The 17431-nt window shown below is 63.6% G+C and carries 14 protein-coding genes; 5 read left to right on the forward strand and 9 right to left on the reverse strand.

What is annotated here, in order from left to right; all coding sequences use genetic code 11:
• Positions 1-71: 71 nt before the first annotated feature.
• The 6 genes from HMPREF3173_RS06165 to HMPREF3173_RS06190 form a co-directional block, all read right to left on the reverse strand.
• On the reverse strand, positions 72-899 hold the full coding sequence (locus HMPREF3173_RS06165) for an ABC transporter permease (protein WP_070571930.1): 828 nt from the start codon (positions 897-899) through the stop codon (positions 72-74).
• Positions 900-910: 11 nt separating this feature from the next.
• Entirely contained in the window at positions 911-2158 is a 1248-nt protein-coding gene (locus HMPREF3173_RS06170; protein WP_043210418.1) for an ABC transporter permease, read from the reverse strand.
• A 66-nt stretch (positions 2159-2224) separates the two neighbouring features.
• A complete protein-coding gene (locus HMPREF3173_RS06175) occupies positions 2225-3259 on the reverse strand; it encodes an ABC transporter substrate-binding protein (protein ID WP_070090644.1) in 1035 nt (344 codons plus the stop codon).
• A gap of 40 nt (positions 3260-3299) precedes the next feature.
• A complete protein-coding gene (locus HMPREF3173_RS06180; RefSeq protein WP_043210413.1) occupies positions 3300-4424 on the reverse strand; it encodes an ABC transporter ATP-binding protein in 1125 nt (374 codons plus the stop codon).
• A 302-nt stretch (positions 4425-4726) separates the two neighbouring features.
• Complete coding sequence (locus HMPREF3173_RS06185; RefSeq protein WP_043210412.1) at positions 4727-5356, reverse strand: response regulator; 630 nt, start codon at positions 5354-5356, stop codon at positions 4727-4729.
• 12 nt (positions 5357-5368) lie between these two features.
• On the reverse strand, positions 5369-7756 hold the full coding sequence (locus HMPREF3173_RS06190; RefSeq protein WP_070571931.1) for a PAS domain-containing sensor histidine kinase: 2388 nt from the start codon (positions 7754-7756) through the stop codon (positions 5369-5371).
• Positions 7757-7851: 95 nt separating this feature from the next.
• Between HMPREF3173_RS06190 and HMPREF3173_RS06195 the strand changes: the two genes are divergently transcribed.
• Positions 7852-8850 (forward strand): alpha/beta hydrolase family protein, encoded by a 999-nt coding sequence (locus HMPREF3173_RS06195; protein ID WP_070571932.1) that lies wholly within the window; start codon positions 7852-7854, stop codon positions 8848-8850.
• A 58-nt stretch (positions 8851-8908) separates the two neighbouring features.
• On the opposite strand, the gene HMPREF3173_RS06200 is transcribed toward HMPREF3173_RS06195, so the two are convergent.
• From HMPREF3173_RS06200 to HMPREF3173_RS06210, 3 genes are read right to left on the reverse strand one after another with little or no spacing between them, the layout of a single operon-like run.
• On the reverse strand, positions 8909-9673 hold the full coding sequence (locus tag HMPREF3173_RS06200) for a TerB family tellurite resistance protein (protein ID WP_070571933.1): 765 nt from the start codon (positions 9671-9673) through the stop codon (positions 8909-8911).
• 1 nt (position 9674) lies between these two features.
• On the reverse strand, positions 9675-10346 hold the full coding sequence (gene murU / locus HMPREF3173_RS06205) for an N-acetylmuramate alpha-1-phosphate uridylyltransferase MurU (protein ID WP_070571934.1): 672 nt from the start codon (positions 10344-10346) through the stop codon (positions 9675-9677).
• Positions 10343-11362, reverse strand: a complete 1020-nt coding sequence (locus HMPREF3173_RS06210; protein WP_070571935.1) for an aminoglycoside phosphotransferase family protein — start codon at positions 11360-11362, stop codon at positions 10343-10345. The genes murU and HMPREF3173_RS06210 overlap by 4 nt, the downstream gene beginning before the upstream one ends.
• A 130-nt stretch (positions 11363-11492) precedes the next feature.
• Here HMPREF3173_RS06210 and HMPREF3173_RS06215 point away from each other — a divergent pair, with 130 nt between their 5' ends.
• Genes HMPREF3173_RS06215 through rsmA form a run of 4 tightly spaced genes read left to right on the forward strand, consistent with a single transcriptional unit; the run spans position 11493 to position 17398 of the window.
• Positions 11493-14309, forward strand: coding sequence for an LPS-assembly protein LptD (locus HMPREF3173_RS06215; protein ID WP_070571936.1), 2817 nt, complete (start codon positions 11493-11495; stop codon positions 14307-14309).
• A complete protein-coding gene (surA, locus tag HMPREF3173_RS06220) occupies positions 14290-15609 on the forward strand; it encodes a peptidylprolyl isomerase SurA (RefSeq protein ID WP_070571937.1) in 1320 nt (439 codons plus the stop codon). The genes HMPREF3173_RS06215 and surA overlap by 20 nt, the downstream gene beginning before the upstream one ends.
• Positions 15606-16595 carry a 4-hydroxythreonine-4-phosphate dehydrogenase PdxA gene (gene pdxA / locus HMPREF3173_RS06225; RefSeq protein ID WP_070571938.1) on the forward strand — a complete coding sequence of 330 codons (990 nt, stop codon included), beginning with the start codon at positions 15606-15608 and terminating at the stop codon, positions 16593-16595. The genes surA and pdxA overlap by 4 nt, the downstream gene beginning before the upstream one ends.
• The gene (gene rsmA, locus HMPREF3173_RS06230) at positions 16592-17398 is read left to right on the forward strand and encodes a 16S rRNA (adenine(1518)-N(6)/adenine(1519)-N(6))-dimethyltransferase RsmA (protein ID WP_070571939.1); all 807 of its coding nucleotides are present in this window, start codon (positions 16592-16594) and stop codon (positions 17396-17398) included. The genes pdxA and rsmA overlap by 4 nt, the downstream gene beginning before the upstream one ends.
• Positions 17399-17431 lie beyond the last annotated feature (33 nt).

Here is a 17431-nt window from a genome sequence, read left to right on the forward strand (position 1 = left end):
ACGCTTGGCGGGTGAACCCGCTCCCACAGTTTCAGCGTAGCCCTGTGAGAGCGGGTATTGATCCGGAACCGTCAGTTCGGCTGCTGGGTCCTCAGCTTCTCGCTGCGCCCGCGCAGCCACTCAAGGGTGAGCAACAGCACCACAGAGAAAGCGATCAGCAAGGTCGCGGCCGCGGCGATGGTCGGGCTGAGGTTCTCGCGAATGCCGCTGAACATCTGCCGTGGCAAGGTCGCTTGCTCAGGGCCGGCCAAAAACAGCGTCACCACCACTTCGTCGAAGGAGGTGGCGAAGGCGAACAGCGCGCCGGAGATCACACCTGGGGCAATCAACGGCAGGGTCACCCGACGGAAGGTAAGCAGCGGCGAGGCACCGAGACTGGCGGCAGCCCGCACCAGGTTCTGGTTGAAGCCCTGCAGCGTGGCCGACACCGTGATGATGACAAAGGGCACGCCCAGCACCGCATGCACCAGGATCAACGAAACGAAGCTGTTGCCCATGCCCAGTGGCGCGAAGAACAGGTAGCTGGCCACACCAATGATCACCACCGGCACCACCATCGGCGAAATCACCAGAGCCATGACCAACGACTTGCCCGGGAAGTCCCCGCGGGTCAGGCCGATGGCGGCCAGGGTGCCGAATACCATCGCCAGCACGGTGGCGGCCGGGGCGACGATGATGCTGTTCTTGAGTGATCGCATCCATTCGGCCGAGGCGAAGAAGTCCTGGTACCAGTGCAGCGAGAAGCCTTGCAATGGGTACACTAGGAAGCTGCCGCTGTTGAATGACAACGGCACGATCACCAGCACCGGCAACACCAAGAACAGCAGAATCAAACCGCAGAGAATACGCAGGCTGTAGAACCACACCCGCTCCACGGGCGACATGTAAGGGCTCAGCATGACAGGGCTCCTCAGCTCAGGCGCAGGCGGCTGGCGCCGACCAGCCAGCTATAGATCAGGTACAGCACCACGGTGGCCAGCAGCAACAGTCCGCCCAGGGCGGTAGCCATGCCCCAGTTGATACTGGTGTTGGTGTAGAAGGCCACGAAGTAGCTGACCATTTGGTCGTTCGGGCTGCCCAGCAGCGCCGGGGTGATGTAGTAGCCGATGGAGATGATGAACACCAACAGGCAACCGGCCCCCACACCCGCATAGGTCTGCGGGAAGTACACGCGCCAGAAGCTGGCGAACGGATGGCAGCCCAGGGAGATCGCCGCACGCATATAGCTGGGCGAGATACCTTTCATGACGCTGTACAGCGGCAGGATCATGAACGGCAGCAGGATGTGCACCATGGCGATGTACACACCGGTGCGGTTGAACACCAACTCCAGCGGCTCATCGATGATGCCCATGGCCATCAACGCACTGTTGATCAAGCCACCGGACTGCAACAGCACGATCCAAGCAGCCACCCGCACCAGAATCGAGGTCCAGAACGGCAGCAGCACCAAGATCATCAGCAAATTGCTCTGCCGGGTCGGCAGGTTGGCCAGCAGGTAGGCCAACGGATAGGCCAGCACCAGGCAGATTGCGGTGATGACCACCCCCATCCAAAGGGTTCGGGTGAAGATGTCCAGATAGATGGCCTGGTCTGGCGTGGCCTTGGCCAGTTCGCCCAAGTCGTCGATGCGATGGTCCAGCGCCGCCAGAAGGTAGAACGGTGTCACTGCACTGGTATTGCGACGGATCGCCTGCCAGTACGCAGGGTCGCCCCAGCGCTCGTCGAGCGTCTGCAGGGCATCTTTATAAGAACTAGGCTCGGCCTTGAACGGCAACGCCCGTGCAGTCTTCGCCAGCAGGCTGCGGTAGCCGGCCAACTCCATGTTCAGGCGTTTGGAGAGATCGCCCAGGGTCTGTTTCTTGCGTGACTCCGCCAGGTCCTGGCTGAGCACCTTGTACACGTCCTCGCCCGGCAGGCCCTTACCATCCCATTGCGCGATGGCCTCGACGGTGCGCGGCAGGCCGTTGACCACCTCGGGGTTGCCGACGCTCTTGTACAGCAGTGCCGCAATCGGCACCAGAAACACCAGCAACAGGAACAGCGCCAGCGGCGCGATCAACGCCTGCGCCTTCCAACGGTTGACCCGCTCGGCATGCTTGAGGCGCTGCTTGAGGCTTTTACCTGCGCCTTCGTTCAGGGGCACTGCAATGGCCATGGCGAACTCCGAAAATCTGGGGAACGATGAGCGCCGCCTTAAAGGCCGGCGCTCCGTCAACGCGGCTTACTTCTTCGCCGCCCAAGCGTTGAAGCGTTGCTCCAGCTGCTCGCTGTTGTCGGCCCAGAAGGCCACGTCGATCTGCACTTGGTTGGCGATGTTCTCAGGCGTGGTCGGCATGTCCTTCTTCACCGTGTCCGACAGCAGGCTGACAGCCTTGGCATTGGCCGGGCCGTAGGCGATGTTCTCGGAGTAGGTCTTCTGCTGCTCGGGCTGCACGCTGAAGGCGATGAACTTCTTCGCCAGGTCGGTATCCTTGGCGCCTTTCGGGATGGCCCAGGCGTCGAAGTCGTAGATGCCGCCGTTCCAGACGACCTTGAGGTTGCTCTCTTTCTGCACTGCGGCGATCCGGCCGTTGTAGGCCGAGCTCATCACTACGTCACCGGAGGCCAGATACTGTGGCGGCTGGGCGCCCGCTTCCCACCACTGGATGCTTGGCTTGATCTGGTCGAGTTTCTTGAAGGCGCGATCCTGGCCTTCTTTGGTGCCCAGCACCTTGTACACATCCTTGGGCGCCACGCCGTCGGCCATCAGGGCGAACTCAAGGGTGTACTTGGCGCCCTTGCGCAGGCCACGCTTGCCCGGGAATTTCTGGGTATCCCAGAAGTCAGCCCAGCTGGTAGGTGCGGTCTTAAGCTTGTCGGCGTTGTAGGCCAGCACTGTGGACCACACGAAGAAGCCCACGCCGCACGGCTGGATGGCGCCCGGCACGTAGTCGGCCTCGTTGCCGAACAAGGCCGGGTCCAGCTCCTCGAACATGCCCTCGTCGCAACCGCGGGCAAGTTCCGGCGACTCCACTTCCACCAGGTTCCAGGAGACGCTGTTGGTGTCGACCATGGCTTTGACCTTGGCCATCTCGCCGTTGTACTCACCGGCGACGATCTTGCCTTTGCCTGCCTTCTCCCATGGCTCATAGAACGCCTTGACCTGGGCAGCCTTGTTGGCACCGCCGAAGGACACCACGGTCAAATCCGCAGCCAGGGCTTGGCCGGCGGCGAACAAGCCGAGGGCCAGGGCGGTCAGTTTCAACTGCTTGTGCATTATTGTTCTCTCCACAGTTAAGGGTTGGTGAAGCAAACCATCAATGGGCTTCGGCAATCGGATCGAGCGCGCGGGCGTGCTCCACCTCCCAGCCAAGCGGTACCACATCGCCCACAGCCAGGGCCGGGTCGAGTTCGGCGATCGGCTGCTTCACGAAGAAGTCACCCTTGCCGCAGACTTCCAGGCGAACCCGCACGTGGTCGCCCAGGTAGATGAATTCGGCCACGCGGCCGGAGAAGCGATTGACGCAGCTTTCGCTGTGGCCATTGAGGCGCACGCGCTCGGGGCGGATCGACAACGTCACAGGATCACCCGCCTCGCCAACGTTCACCGCCAAGGCCTCGACCCGCTCCCCACGGGCCAGCTGGACCTGGCAGCGTTCGCCATCACGGGACAGCAAGGTGCCGTTGAGGCGATTGTTCTCACCGATGAAGTTGGCCACGAAGGTATTGCGCGGCTCTTCATAAAGGGTGCGCGGCGGGGCGATCTGCTGGATCTCGCCTTGGTGGAATACCGCTACCCGGTCGGACATGGTCAGCGCCTCGCCCTGGTCGTGGGTCACGTAGACCACGGTCACGCCCAGACGCTGGTGGATGTGCTTGATCTCCATCTGCATGTGTTCACGCAGTTGTTTGTCCAACGCGCCGAGCGGTTCGTCCATCAACACCAGTTGCGGCTCGAACACCAGCGCGCGGGCCAGGGCCACACGCTGCTGCTGGCCACCGGACAACTGGCCCGGGTAGCGCTTGGCGAAAGCATCGAGCTGGACCATCGTCAGCACGCGCTTGACCCGCTCGCTGATGTCGGTCTTGCTGAGGTTGCGCACGGTCAGAGGAAACGCCAGGTTCTCCTCCACGGTCATGTGCGGGAACAGCGCGTAGTTCTGGAACACCATGCCGATGTCACGCTTGTGCGGCGGCACGTTGTTGATCGAGCGCCCGGCCAGCTGGATTTCACCTGCGGTAGGAGTCTCGAAACCGGCCAGCATCATCAGGCTGGTGGTCTTGCCCGAGCCGGACGGACCGAGCAGGGTCAGGAACTCACCCTTGCGGATGTCCAGGTTGAGGTCTTTGACGATCAGCGATTCGCCGTCGTAGCTTTTCTGCACACCGCGGAAGCTGACCAGGATCTCGCCGGTGGCAGCGTTCGAATTCGCCTCGCTCATGCCTGCACCTTCTTGTTGGAATGACTGCGTAGGCAAAGACTAGAGAAGGCGCAAGCCCCGGAAAATCGGGGGTGCTGAGAGAATGCCATCATCCGGATGGAAGATTTGTTGTAGGGCGATCCCTACAAGAGTGGCGGGATTGGGACAGTGCGCCAGCCCAGCATCCCCCGCTCTGGGAGCGGGTAGACCCCGACGAGATCAGCCCAGGCAACGCGAATCGCAGGCCCAGCCCTTTCATGGGCAAACCCGCTCCCACAAGCGAAGGGCCGGACATAAGAGCACAGCTGTCGCAACCAGAACACTCACACCAGTTTGTGCTCCATCGCGTACTTCACCAGTTCCGCCAGGGAGTTCACCTTGAGCTTCTGCATCAAGCGCGCCTTGTGGGTGCTGATGGTCTTGCTCGAGAGCGCCAGCTGCTGGGCGATGTCGTTGACGTTGGCGCCTTGGGCGAGGCGTTCGAACACCGAGAACTCGCGCTCCGACAGCAGCGTATGCAAGGGCCGGGTCTCGGTCAGACCGACCTCGAAGACCATGCGGTCCGCCAGCGCCGGGTCGATGTAGCGTCCGCCAGCGGCCACCCGCCGGATAGCGGTGAGCAGTAGGGCCGGGTCGCTATCCTTGGTGGCATAGCCTGCGGCGCCGGCCTTCAGGGCTCGGGCGGCCATCTGCGCTTCGTCATGCATGGACAGCATCAGGATCGAAGGCGGGTTGTGCTGCGCCCGAATACGCGGGATCGCCTCCAGGCCGTTCACCCCAGGCATGGAAATATCCAGCAGCACCACCTCACAGGGCGTATGACGCAGGGTCTCGAGCAGTTGTTCGCCGTTGCCGGCTTCGCCCACCACCTGCATGTCCTTGGCCAGGCCGATCAGCTGTTTGATGCCCTCGCGGACAATCGTGTGGTCTTCGGCCACTAGCACGCGTATCACAGTCGTTCTCCCCTACCCCAACGGAATGGTCACACTCAGGCTACAACCTTCACCCGGCTCGCTGTCCAGCGTCATGCCGCCGCCCAGCATCAGGACCCGCTCGCGCACGCCCACCAGGCCGAAGGAGGTTGGCCTGGCCTGATCGCAGCTGAACCCCACACCATCGTCGATGACCGTCATGCGCAGACAGCCCTCCTCGCGCGCCAGCTCGATCTGCACGGTATGGGCCTGGGCGTGGCGCATGACATTGGTCAATGCCTCCTGCAGGATCCGGAACAGGCCGGTGGCCTTGGCGTCACTCAATGCTGGCAGATTGTCCGGCACCTGGACCAGACAGGGAATCTGCGTACGCGCCTCGAAGCGCCGTGCCTGCCATTCGATGGCCGAGGCGATGCCGGCATCGAGAATCGGCGGACGCAAGGCCGTGGCCACGTCGCGCACCAGCTGGAACAACTGCGCGATCAGTCGCTTCATGCTGTCCAGACGCTCATTCAGGCCAGGGTCGAGTTCGGCATAGGCCAGCTCGCACATGGACACTTCGAGCTTGAGCACCGTGAGCATCTGCCCCAGTTCATCATGGACTTCCCGGGCAATCCGCGCTTTTTCCTCTTCACGCACGCTCTCCAAGTGCGCCGAGAGCTCACGTAACTGCTCCTGGGACCGCGCCAGCTCCAGCTCGACCCGCTTGCTCTGGGTGATGTCCCAGACAATGCCGTCCCACACCACCCGGCCGTCGGCCAGGCGCCGGGTGCTGGCCTTGATGTCGGCCCAGCGCTGTTCGCCCTGACGGGTGAGGATCCGCCCCTGCCAGGACCAGTCTTGGTCGGTGGCCAGTGCCAAGTCCTGGACCCGGTGGTAATCGGCACGGTCCTCGGGATGGACCAAGTTGCGAAGGCCCATGTCCGGATGCTGGATCTGGGCTGGCGCATAGCCGACCAGCGCTTCGCTGCCCTCACTGATGTACGGAAACTCCAGATCACCTTCGGCCGGATCGCGCTCCAGACGGAACACCAGCCCAGGGACGTTGCCTGCGATGCCCTTGAGCCGCGCGTCGCTTTCGCGCAACGCCGCCAGGGCGCGGCGGCGCTCGGTAATGTCGGTGATGAACATCACCAGGTACTCGGCATCGCGAAAACGCAGAAAGCTCAGCGACAGTTCCACCGGTAACAGGCTGCCGTCACTGCGCAGGCATTGGGTCTCGAACGGCTCGACCCCTCCATCGCCGGTGCGCACGCGTTTCCACAACTGCAACCAGCGGTCCATGTGCAGGTTGGGCTCGAAGTCGATCAGCGGCCGGTCCAGCAACTCGCCCTCACCCCTGCCGAGCATGCGCTCGGCGGCGTGGTTGGCGTAGCGCACATGGCTGTCCCAGTTGACCCAGAGAATGCCGACCGTGCTCTGGTCGATGGAAAACTGGCTTAGGCGCAGCGCTTCTTCGCGCGTCTGGCGTTCGGCAAGGGTTTCCCGCGTGGCCAGCAGGTTGCGCTCAAGCTGGTGCTGCTGACGCCGTTGCCAGAGCAGCGTGACCACTGCACAGATGAGCAACAGGCCGAACAACGATGCCAGGTTCTGCCAGAAGCCTGCGGTGTCGCTCAGCCGTGGGTATTTCGGTTGCAGCCAGCGCTGGTGCAGCTGCTCCAGCTCCTTGGCAGGAATGGCTTGCAAGCCGCGCTCCAGGACATCGGCCAGGATCGGCCAGTCGCGCCGCGAGCCGACCCGAAGCAGTTGCGGCAGGCCAATGTCACCGACCACCGCCAGTTCGCCGAACTCGCTTTCCCGAGACAACCCGCTCAGGCGTGCTTCATCCATGACCGCGAAACTGGCCTGGCCACCCAGCACCAATTGCAGGGCCTGGCGCTCGTTGGGCACGCCCTGCAGGTTGAGGTTGACGTAGTTGGCCCGCAGGTAATCGGCCAAGGCGCTGGGCATGCGCACCGCCACCCGGTCGTTGGCGCCCAGGTTTTCCAGCTCGACCGCCACCGCTCCGGTGCGCGGCCCGACGACCATTTGCGGCACACGCATGTAAGGATCGCTGAACGACCAGAGGCGCAAGCTGGCCGGGGTCTGGGTCAGACCGGGCGCGAAATCGATCTCACCGGCTTGCAGGGCATGTTCGAGTGCGGCCTGATCCGGAAAGTTGCGCCACGTCAGGTCCAGCCTGAGCAGCCGCGCCAGCGCATTCACGATCTCGACATTGGCACCATAGAACTGCTGAAGCCGACGATCGAACTGGGCATAGGGCGCCTGCAGCACCAGGCCGACCCGCAGGTTGCGATGGTCATCCAGCCATTGCTGCTGAGCCGGCTCCAACACCACCGAAGGCTCAGGCGCGGGCCTTGCCAAGGCGATCAAGGGCAGCAGCAACCAGCCGATAACCAACAGGCAACGCATTCGCTTCATCTACACGCTCGTCTGGGCAAGGACGGCCGATGCGCATGGCCGTCACGGACAAATACTATTAGGCTGCCGGTATCATTCTGGCCTTGGGTTGATTCATGTTCACACTTTATCGCACGACGCTGGCCATTTGCTGCCTGGCCACGATCCTACCGCTCGGCACACAGGCCGCCGAACCTCAAACACCTCCCGCCACCGCAGAGTCGCCCACGGCGCCCGCACCTCGCCCACCCCTGGCCGAACGCAGCCAGGAAGATGCCCAGGCGCTCGAACGTACCGTGCCCAAGGCCGAACAGCAAACCTTGCAGGCGGGCGCCGAAAGCTTCCTCGCTTTGTGGAAGCCGGCCAACGATGCCGACCCCAAGGGCGCTGTGATCATCGTCCCGGGTGCCGGTGAAAACGCCGACTGGCCCAATGCTGTCGGGCCGCTGCGGCGCAAGTTTCCCGATGTCGGCTGGCACAGCTTGAGCATCAGCCTGCCGGACCTTGTCAGCGACAGCCCGCAGCCGCGAGCCGAGAGCAAGCCTGCCCCCGAACCTGAAAAGGGCGAGGGCGAGTCGGCGCCCGCCAAGGACACGCCGGAGGATGCCAACGCCAACGTTGCCCAGGCCACGGCCGCCGAAGCCGATGCGGCCGACAGCACCGATGCCAAGGAAGCCGCCGAGCAAAACGATCCGGCCGATGCCGAGCGCATCTTCGCCCGCCTCGACGCAGCAGTGGCCTTTGCCCAGCAGCACAATGCGCGCAGCATCGCCCTGGTCGGCCATGGCAGCGGCGCCTATTGGGCCGCGCGCTACCTCAGCGAGCGGCAGCCGCCACAGGTGCAAAAGCTGGTGATGATCGCCGCGCAGACACCGGCCCAGGTGGAACAGGACCTCGAAGCCCTGGCGCCCACCGTGAAGGTGCCGACCGCCGACGTCTACTACAGCACGCAGCCGCGTGACCGCCGTGCTGCCGAGCAGCGCCTGCAGGCCAGCAAGCGGCAGAAGGACAGCCAGTATCGGCAGCTGTCGCTGATTGCCATGCCGGGGAATGCGGCGGCGCAGCAGGAGCAGCTGTTCCGCCGGGTGCGTGGGTGGCTGATGCCTCAGGAGTGATTGGAGGGGCTGCCTTGCAGCCCATCGCAGCCGCGCGCCCGCCCCCAGGTCAGAGGCGTCAAAGCCCGCGCCGCTTGCGCACCAGGGCATAGGCCTGGTGCAGTTCACGGGTGCGCTCGGTCGCCTCGCGCACCTGCGCGTCGCTGGCCCCGCTGCCGGCGAGCTTGTCCGGATGATGCTTGCTGACCAGCCGGCGATAGGCTTGCTTGACGTGCTCGATCTCGCTGTCCGCCTCGACCCCGAGTAGCCGCAGGGCTGCTGCGTAGGTCAACACGGCGCCCTCCGGAGCCGCCTTGCGCGGTTCGTATTCAAGAGCCAGCGCCTGGATCTGAGACCGTGACAGGCCTAGCCGGCGCCCCCACTCCAGCAGCAGCTCGCGCTCACGCATCCCCGCCTTGCCATCCGCCCAGACCATCCGCCAGCAGGCGCGTAGGGTGCCTTCAGCGGCATGGGGCTGTTGCTTGATCCGCTGCAAATAGCGTCCCACACGCACCTTGCCCGACTTGCCACGATTGAAGGCGGCGATTGCCCGTAACCGAGCCGGCTCGGCCATATCCAGACGGGTCATTTCCTGGCGGGCCTGCTGGATGTGCCCATCCACGACACGGCCATCGCTCTTGGCCAGTCGCCCGAGCAGGACGAATAGCAATTCCTCGTCACGCAATGCCGGGCGTCCACCCAGACGCTCACGCAGGTCTTCCCAGCCCTCCAGACGCAAGCGCCGGTCCATGGCCTGGCCAAGCAAGGCCCCGAGCAACGCACCGGGGATGCTGGCCACGGCGAAACCGGCGCCGGCACCTATCAATGTGCTTGGCCACCACATATCAAACGCGCTCGCCGATCAAACGCTCGACCTCGGCCAGGCGCTCTAGGGTGCCGACATCGACCCAGCGCCCCTGGAAGTGCTCACCGCTCACCCGCCCCTCGGCCATTGCATGGCGCAGCAATGGCGCCAGCTTGAACGCGCCAGGCTCACAGCCTTCGAACAACGCAGGATCGAGTACGGAGATCCCGCTGAAGGTCAGGGTGCCAGGTGCCTCGTCGCCATCGACAACCGAATCGCCATCCAGACGAAAGTCACCACGGCCGTGATGGCCTGGATTGTCGACCAGTACCAGGTGCGCAAGCCCCCTCATGGGCACGCGCAGCCGGGCGAAGTCGTAGTCGGTCCAGATATCGCCGTTGACCAGCAGAAACGGCGCATCGCCCAACAACGGCAGCGCCTTGAAGATCCCGCCGCCGGTTTCCAGCGGTTCGCCCTCGGGCGAGTAGCGAATGTGCAGGCCGAACCGGGCTCCGTCGCCCAGGTGATCCTCGATCTGCTGGCCCAGCCAGGCGTGGTTGATCACCACCTCGGTGAAGCCCGCCTTGGCCAGCGCCTGCAGGTGATATTCGATCAATGGCTGGCCTGCCACTGGCACCAGTGGCTTGGGAGTATGCAAGGTAAGGGGACGCATGCGCTCGCCCTTGCCCGCTGCCAAGATCATAGCCTTCATGAACGCGCTCCGGCCTTCAGCTCGGCGATCAGTTGCCCCAGTTCGGCCAGCTCGGGACGACGGCTGATCACTTCATCTATATAGGCGAAGAATCGCGGCACGTCAGACAGATATCGCGGCTTGCCGTCGCGGTGGCAGATACGGGCGAAGATGCCGATGACCTTCAGGTGACGCTGCACGCCCATCAGGTCACTGGCGCGGTGGAAGTCCTCGAAGTCGGCCTGCACGGGGATGCCGGCCGCTTGGGCTTTCTGCCAGTAATCGCGTAGCCAGCCCTCGACTCGCATCTGGGGCCAACTGACGAACGCGTCTTTGAACAGGCAGGTGATGTCATAGGTCACCGGGCCGTAGACGGCGTCCTGGAAGTCCAGCACGCCAGGGTTCGGTGTGCTCTGCATCAGGTTGCGCGGCATATAGTCGCGATGCACCAGGACTTTGGGCTGGGCCAGGGCACTGTCGATCAGCAACTGACTCACCCGCTGCCAGGTCGCCTGCTGCGAATCAGTGAACGTCAGGCCCAGCTCGCGCCCGACGTACCATTCGGGGAACAGCTCCACTTCGCGGCGCAGCAGGGCGACATCGTAGCTGGGCAACGGCGCGTCCATCGGCAGGCGCTGGAAGGCCAGCAAGGCGTCGATGGCATCGGCGAACAGGGCATCGGCATTGCCGGCATCGATGATATCCAGGTAGGTCTGACGGCCCAGATCCCCCAGCAACAGGAAGCCACGCTCCAGATCCTGGGCGTGGATGGCCGGCACGTGCACGCCCGCACTGGCCAGTAGATGATCGATGTCGACGAAGGGCCGGCAATTCTCTTGTGGCGGCGGCGCATCCATGATCACGAAGCTGCGTCCGCCCCCCTGCCAGCGGAAGTAGCGACGGAAGCTCGCGTCGCTGCTGGCGGCGGTCAGGGCGCCTTCTGGCACCTCGTCCCAGGCGTTTTCACGGAAAAGACGGTCAAGCTGCTCATCGAGCCAAGCGGTCAGTTGTTGCAGGCGTACATCGTGATCGGGCATTACAAGGGTCTCCGACGGCCCTAGCCGTCAAGCGGGTCATGCTTTATTATCCAGCATCTTTTTCAGACCATCGAGAGGCGTGCGGCCCCACACGCGGGCAGATGGCACGCAGGAAGCCCGGACTAATAAGATGGCATTGAAATCCCCCGCGTTTCGTAGAAAGTTTCCGTTGCTGGTGACTGGCGGTCTGCTGGCTCTGCAACCTCTGGCCACGTCATACGTGGTGGCAGCCGAGCAGTTCGACTGCCAAGTGTCCGCCTCCGGTGGTTGGGACTGCAAGCCCAAGACCACGGCCAACAACCTGCCGCCGCGCCCAGTGCATGAAGGCGCCGCACTGAGCTCGGGCGGTGACGCCCAGGTCGCCGAGACCGACGCCGATGGCGAACCCAAGCCGGTGCTGGTCACCGAGAGCAAGGGCCGCGGCCTGAAGTCACGTAGCGAAGACTACAGCCACCTTGACTGGGTTCCCCGCGACAAACTCACCGCCGCCCAATTGGCTGAGACCGGTCCGTACTGCGGTGGCGCCTACATCGAGCCGTCGCGTCCTGGCATGGATGACACCACGCCAAAGGATGAAGCGCCGACCTACCTGAACGCCAAGGTCTCCCGCTACCAGCAGGAGCAGCAGATCGCCACCCTCGCCGGTGACGTGGTCATGCGCCAGGGCAGCATGCAGGTCCAGGCCGACGAGGCCAACCTGTACCAAGCCGAGAACCGCGGCGAGCTCAAGGGCAACGTCAAGCTGCGCGACAACGGCTCGCTGGTCGTCGGCGACCAGGCCGAAATCCAGCTGGATACCGGCGAGGCCAAGGTCGACAACGCCGAATACGTGATGCACAAGTCGCACATTCGCGGCAACGCGCTGTACGCCAAGCGTGGCGAAAACGCCATCATCCGCCTCAAGGACGGTACCTACACCACCTGTGAGCCGGGCAGCAACGCATGGCAGCTAAAGGGCAACAACATCACCCTGAACCCGGCCACCGGCTTCGGTACCGCGACCAACGTCACCCTGCGGGTCAAGGATTTCCCGGTGTTCTATACACCGTACATCTACTTCCCGATCGACGACCGTCGCCAGTCCGGCTTCCTGCCGCCGTCGTTCAGCACCAGCAGCGACACCGGCTTCATGCTGGTCACGCCGTACTACTTCAACCTGGCGCCGAACTACGACGCCACCTTGTATCCGCGCTACATGGCCAAGCGTGGCTTGTTGATGGAAGGCGAGTTCCGCTACCTGACCAAGTCCAGCGAAGGCCAGCTCGGTGCTGCGTACCTGAACGACAAGAACGACGATCGTAAAGATCAGACCGACTACAAAGAACAGCGCTGGATGTACAACTGGCAGCACAAGGGCGGGCTGGATTCGCGCTTGATGAGCGAGGTTGACTACACCGACATCAGCGACCCGTTCTACTTCCAGGATCTGGAAACCGGTCAGATTGGTGTTGAAAGTCGGGATGTGGTCAACCAGCGCGGTACCCTCACCTATCGTGGTGATAGCTACCAGGCACGCCTGAATCTGCAAGCGTATGAGATGGCGACGCTGTCGCGGACCACACCGTACGACAAGCTGCCGCAGGTCACCTTCAACGGCCTCCTGCCCTATCACCCGGGCGGGTTCGACTTCAGCTACCAGACCGAAGCCGTGCGCTTCGATCGTGACCTGAAGGACGACTTCGTTTACAACGAAGATGGTTTGCCGGACACCTCCGCGGGTGCGCCAGGTCGACGCCTCGATCAGAACGTCTTCGGCCTCGCGCGCGCCAACGGCACCCGCCTGAATGCCGCGCCAGCCATCAGCTTGCCGATGGAAGCCAGCTATGGGTTCCTCAAACCGAAGCTGAAGTACGTCTATACGCACTACGATCTGGACCTGGACAACAAGGGCAAGACCGATCTTGCCAATGCCAGCCCGGCAACACGTGAGCTACGTGGCGACTTTTCCAGCACTCAAAACCGCAGTGTTCCGGTCTTCAGCGTCGACAGCGGCCTGTACTTCGACCGCAACACCCAATGGTTCGGCAAGAACTACCGCCAAACCCTCGAACCGCGCCTGTTCTACCTCTACGTGCCGTATGAGGATCAGAAGGACATCCCGGTCTTCGACACTGGAGAAACTTACTTCAACTACGCCTCGCTGTTCCGCGACAACCGCTTCAGCGGCTCCGACCGCATCGGCGACGAGAACAAGCTGTCGCTGGGCGTGACCAACCGCTGGATCGAGGAAAACGGCTTCGAGCGCCAGCGCTTGAGCGTCGGCCAGGCCCTGTACTTCCGCGACCGCAAGGTGCAGATGCCAGGTATCGACTGGCGGACCCGTGCCGACTCGCAGTCGGACGTTTCCCCGTACGCCTTGGAATACCAGTACGCCTTCAACCGCGACTGGCGCTTCAACTCTGACTACAACTGGGACCCGGACAGCCGAAAGCCACGCTCCGGCAGCGCCATGTTCCACTACCAACCGGAAGACAACCCGAACAAGGTCATCAACGCAGGCTACCGCTACCGCAACGACCTGGTGCGCTACGACTCGCTCACCGGCACCTGGCAGGTGGGTGGTGGCGACTACGGCACCCCGGGCAGCCCGAACTACGTCAAGGACTACTACAAGATCCAGCAGCACGACTTCTCGGTCATCTGGCCGATCGTTCCTCAGTGGAGCGTGATCGGTCGCTGGCAGCATGACTACAACCGCAACCGCACCCTGGAAGCCATGGGTGGTTTCGAGTACGACAACTGCTGCTGGAAGCTGCGTCTGATCAACCGTTACTGGATCGACTACGACGACTTCAGCCAGGCACTGCCGCAAAACGAGAAGGGCGACCACGGCGTCTTCTTGCAAATCGTCCTCAAAGGCCTCGGCGGCGTTGTGGGCAACAAGGTCGAGACGTTCCTCGACGAAGGCATTCAAGGTTACCGTACACGTGAAGACCAAGCTTATTGATCGCCTGCGCCCGCTGCTGCTGGGCGCTGTATTGCTGAGTGGCGCGGTGCATGCCGCGGTACAACCCCTGGACCGCGTGGTGGCCATCGTCGACAACGACGTGGTCATGCAAAGCCAGCTGGACCAGCGCATCCGCGAAGTGCAGCAGACCATCGCCAAGCGCGGCGGCGGCGTGCCCCCGGCCGGAGCCCTGGAGCAGCAAGTGCTGGAGCGTCTGATCGTCGAGAATCTGCAACTGCAGATCGGCGAACGTTCGGGCATCCGCATCACTGACGAAGAGCTCAACCAGGCCATCGGTACCATTGCCCAGCGCAACGGCATGAGCCTCGATCAGTTCCGTGCCGCCCTGGCCCACGACGGCCTGTCGTTCGACGATGCCCGTGACCAGGTCAAGCGCGAGATGATCATCAGCCGCGTGCGCCAGCGTCGTGTGGCCGAGCGTATCCAGGTCTCCGAACAGGAAGTGAAGAACTACCTCAACTCCGACCTGGGCAAGATGCAACTGTCGGAAGAGTACCGCCTGGCCAACATCCTGATCCCGACCCCGGAAAGCGCCAACTCCGAGGCGATCCAGGCGGCCGCCCGCCAAGCCGGTGACGTTTACCAGCAGCTCAAGCAAGGTGCGGACTTCGGCCAGATGGCCATCGCCCGTTCCGCCAGCGAGAACGCCCTGGAAGGCGGTGAGATGGGCTGGCGTAAAGCCGGCCAACTGCCGCCTGATTTCGCCAAGATGTTGAGCAGCATGGCCGACGGCGACATCACCCAGCCAATCCGCATCCCCAACGGCTTCATTATCCTCAAGCTCGAGGAAAAGCGTGGGGGCAATGCCAGCGTGCTGCGTGACGAAGTCCATGTTCGCCATATCCTGATCAAGCCAAGCGAGATCCGCAGCGATGCGGCCACCGAGCAACTGGCCGAGCGCCTGTATGAGCGCATCAAGAACGGCGAAGACTTCGGCGAGCTGGCCAAGAGCTTCTCGGAAGACCCAGGTTCGGCCCTCAACGGTGGCGACCTCAACTGGGTTGACCCCAACAGCCTGGTGCCGGAGTTCCGCGAACAGATGGCCAACGCCCCCCAGGGCGAAGTGACCCGTCCGTTCCGTACCCAGTACGGCTGGCACGTACTGGAAGTGCTGGGCCGCCGCGCTACCGACAGCACCGAGCAAGCGCGTGAACAGCAGGCCCTAAGCGTGCTGCGCAACCGTAAGTACGATGAAGAGCTGCAGACTTGGCTGCGTCAGATCCGCGACGAAGCCTACGTTGAAATCAAGCTGCCTGGCGCCGACCAGGCCGCCCAGTGAAGCCCCTGCGCTTCGCCGTCACGCCCGGCGAGCCGGCCGGCATAGGCCCCGACCTGTGCCTGCTGCTGGCCGCCGAGGCCCAGCCCCATCCCCTGATCGCCATCACCAGCCGTGACCTGCTCGCCGAGCGGGCCACGCAGCTGGGGCTGGCTGTCAATCTGCTGCCGGTCATCCAAGGCGCCTGGCCCGACCAACCCGCCCCCGCCGGCAGCCTGTATGTCTGGGATACGCCATTGGCCACCCCGGTTGTACCCGGGCAGTTGGACAAGGCCAATGCCGCTTTCGTGCTGCAGACCTTGACCCGCGCTGGCCAAGGCTGTCTGGATGGGCATTTCGCCGGCATGATCACCGCACCGGTGCACAAGGGCGTGATCAATGAAAGCGGCATCACTTTCTCCGGCCATACCGAATTTCTGGCTGACCTTACCCACACCACCCAGGTGGTGATGATGCTGGCCACCCATGGATTGCGCGTGGCGCTGGTGACTACCCACCTGCCCCTGCGCGATGTCGCCGACGCCATCACCGCCGAGCGCCTGGAGCGGGTCACGCGGATCCTGCATGCCGACCTGCGTGACAAGTTCGGTATCGCCCAGCCCCGCATCCTGGTTTGCGGCCTCAACCCGCATGCCGGCGAAGGCGGTCACCTGGGCCGCGAAGAAATCGACATCATCGAGCCCGCCTTGCAGCGCCTACGCAGCCAAGGCATGGACCTGCGTGGTCCGCTGCCGGCCGATACCCTGTTTACCCCCAAATATCTGGAGCACTGCGATGCGGTGCTGGCGATGTACCACGACCAGGGCCTGCCGGTACTCAAGTACAAAGGCTTTGGCGCCGCAGTCAACGTGACCCTGGGCCTGCCGATCATCCGCACGTCGGTCGACCACGGCACCGCCTTGGACCTGGCCGGCAGCGGCAAGGTCGACACGGGGAGCCTGCGCGTCGCCCTGGAAACCGCCTACCAGATGGCCGAGAACCGACCATGAACGAGCAATACCAACACCGGGCCCGCAAGCGCTTCGGCCAGAACTTCCTGCACGACGCGGGCATCATCGACCGCATCCTGCGCGCCATCAATGCCAAACCCGGCGAGCATCTGCTGGAAATCGGCCCGGGCCAAGGCGCCCTGACCGAAGGCCTGCTGGGCAGCGGCGCCCAACTGGACGTCGTCGAGCTGGACAAGGACCTTGTGCCGATTCTCCAGCACAAGTTTGCAGGCCGGGACAACTTCCGCCTGCACCAGGGCGATGCCCTGAAATTCGACTTCAATCAGTTAGGCGTGCCCGAGCGCAGCCTCAAGGTGGTGGGCAACCTGCCCTACAACATCTCCACCCCGCTGATCTTCCACCTCTTGGAACACGCCAACCTGATCCGCGACATGCACTTCATGCTGCAAAAGGAAGTGGTCGAGCGCCTGGCCGCCGGCCCAGGCGGCGGTGACTGGGGCCGCCTGTCGATCATGGTCCAGTACCACTGCCGCGTGGAACACTTGTTCAACGTCGGCCCTGGCGCCTTCAACCCGCCGCCGAAAGTGGACTCAGCCATCGTCCGCCTGGTGCCGCACGAAACCCTGCCACACCCGGCCAAGGATCCACGCCTGCTCGAACGCATCGTCCGCGAAGCCTTCAACCAGCGTCGCAAGACCCTTCGCAACACCCTGAAGGGCCTGCTTGACAGCCAGGCCATCGAGGCAGCAGGCGTCGATGGCAGCCTGCGTCCGGAACAACTGGACCTGGCGGCATTCGTACGCCTGGCCGACAAGCTGGCCGAGCAGCCCAGCGCCAGCTAGGCACACGCCAGTACTGTGGCCCCATCGCGCAGG

Source organism: Pseudomonas sp. HMSC08G10 (genome assembly GCF_001808425.1).
Classification (GTDB): Bacteria; Pseudomonadota; Gammaproteobacteria; order Pseudomonadales; family Pseudomonadaceae; genus Aquipseudomonas; species Aquipseudomonas guariconensis.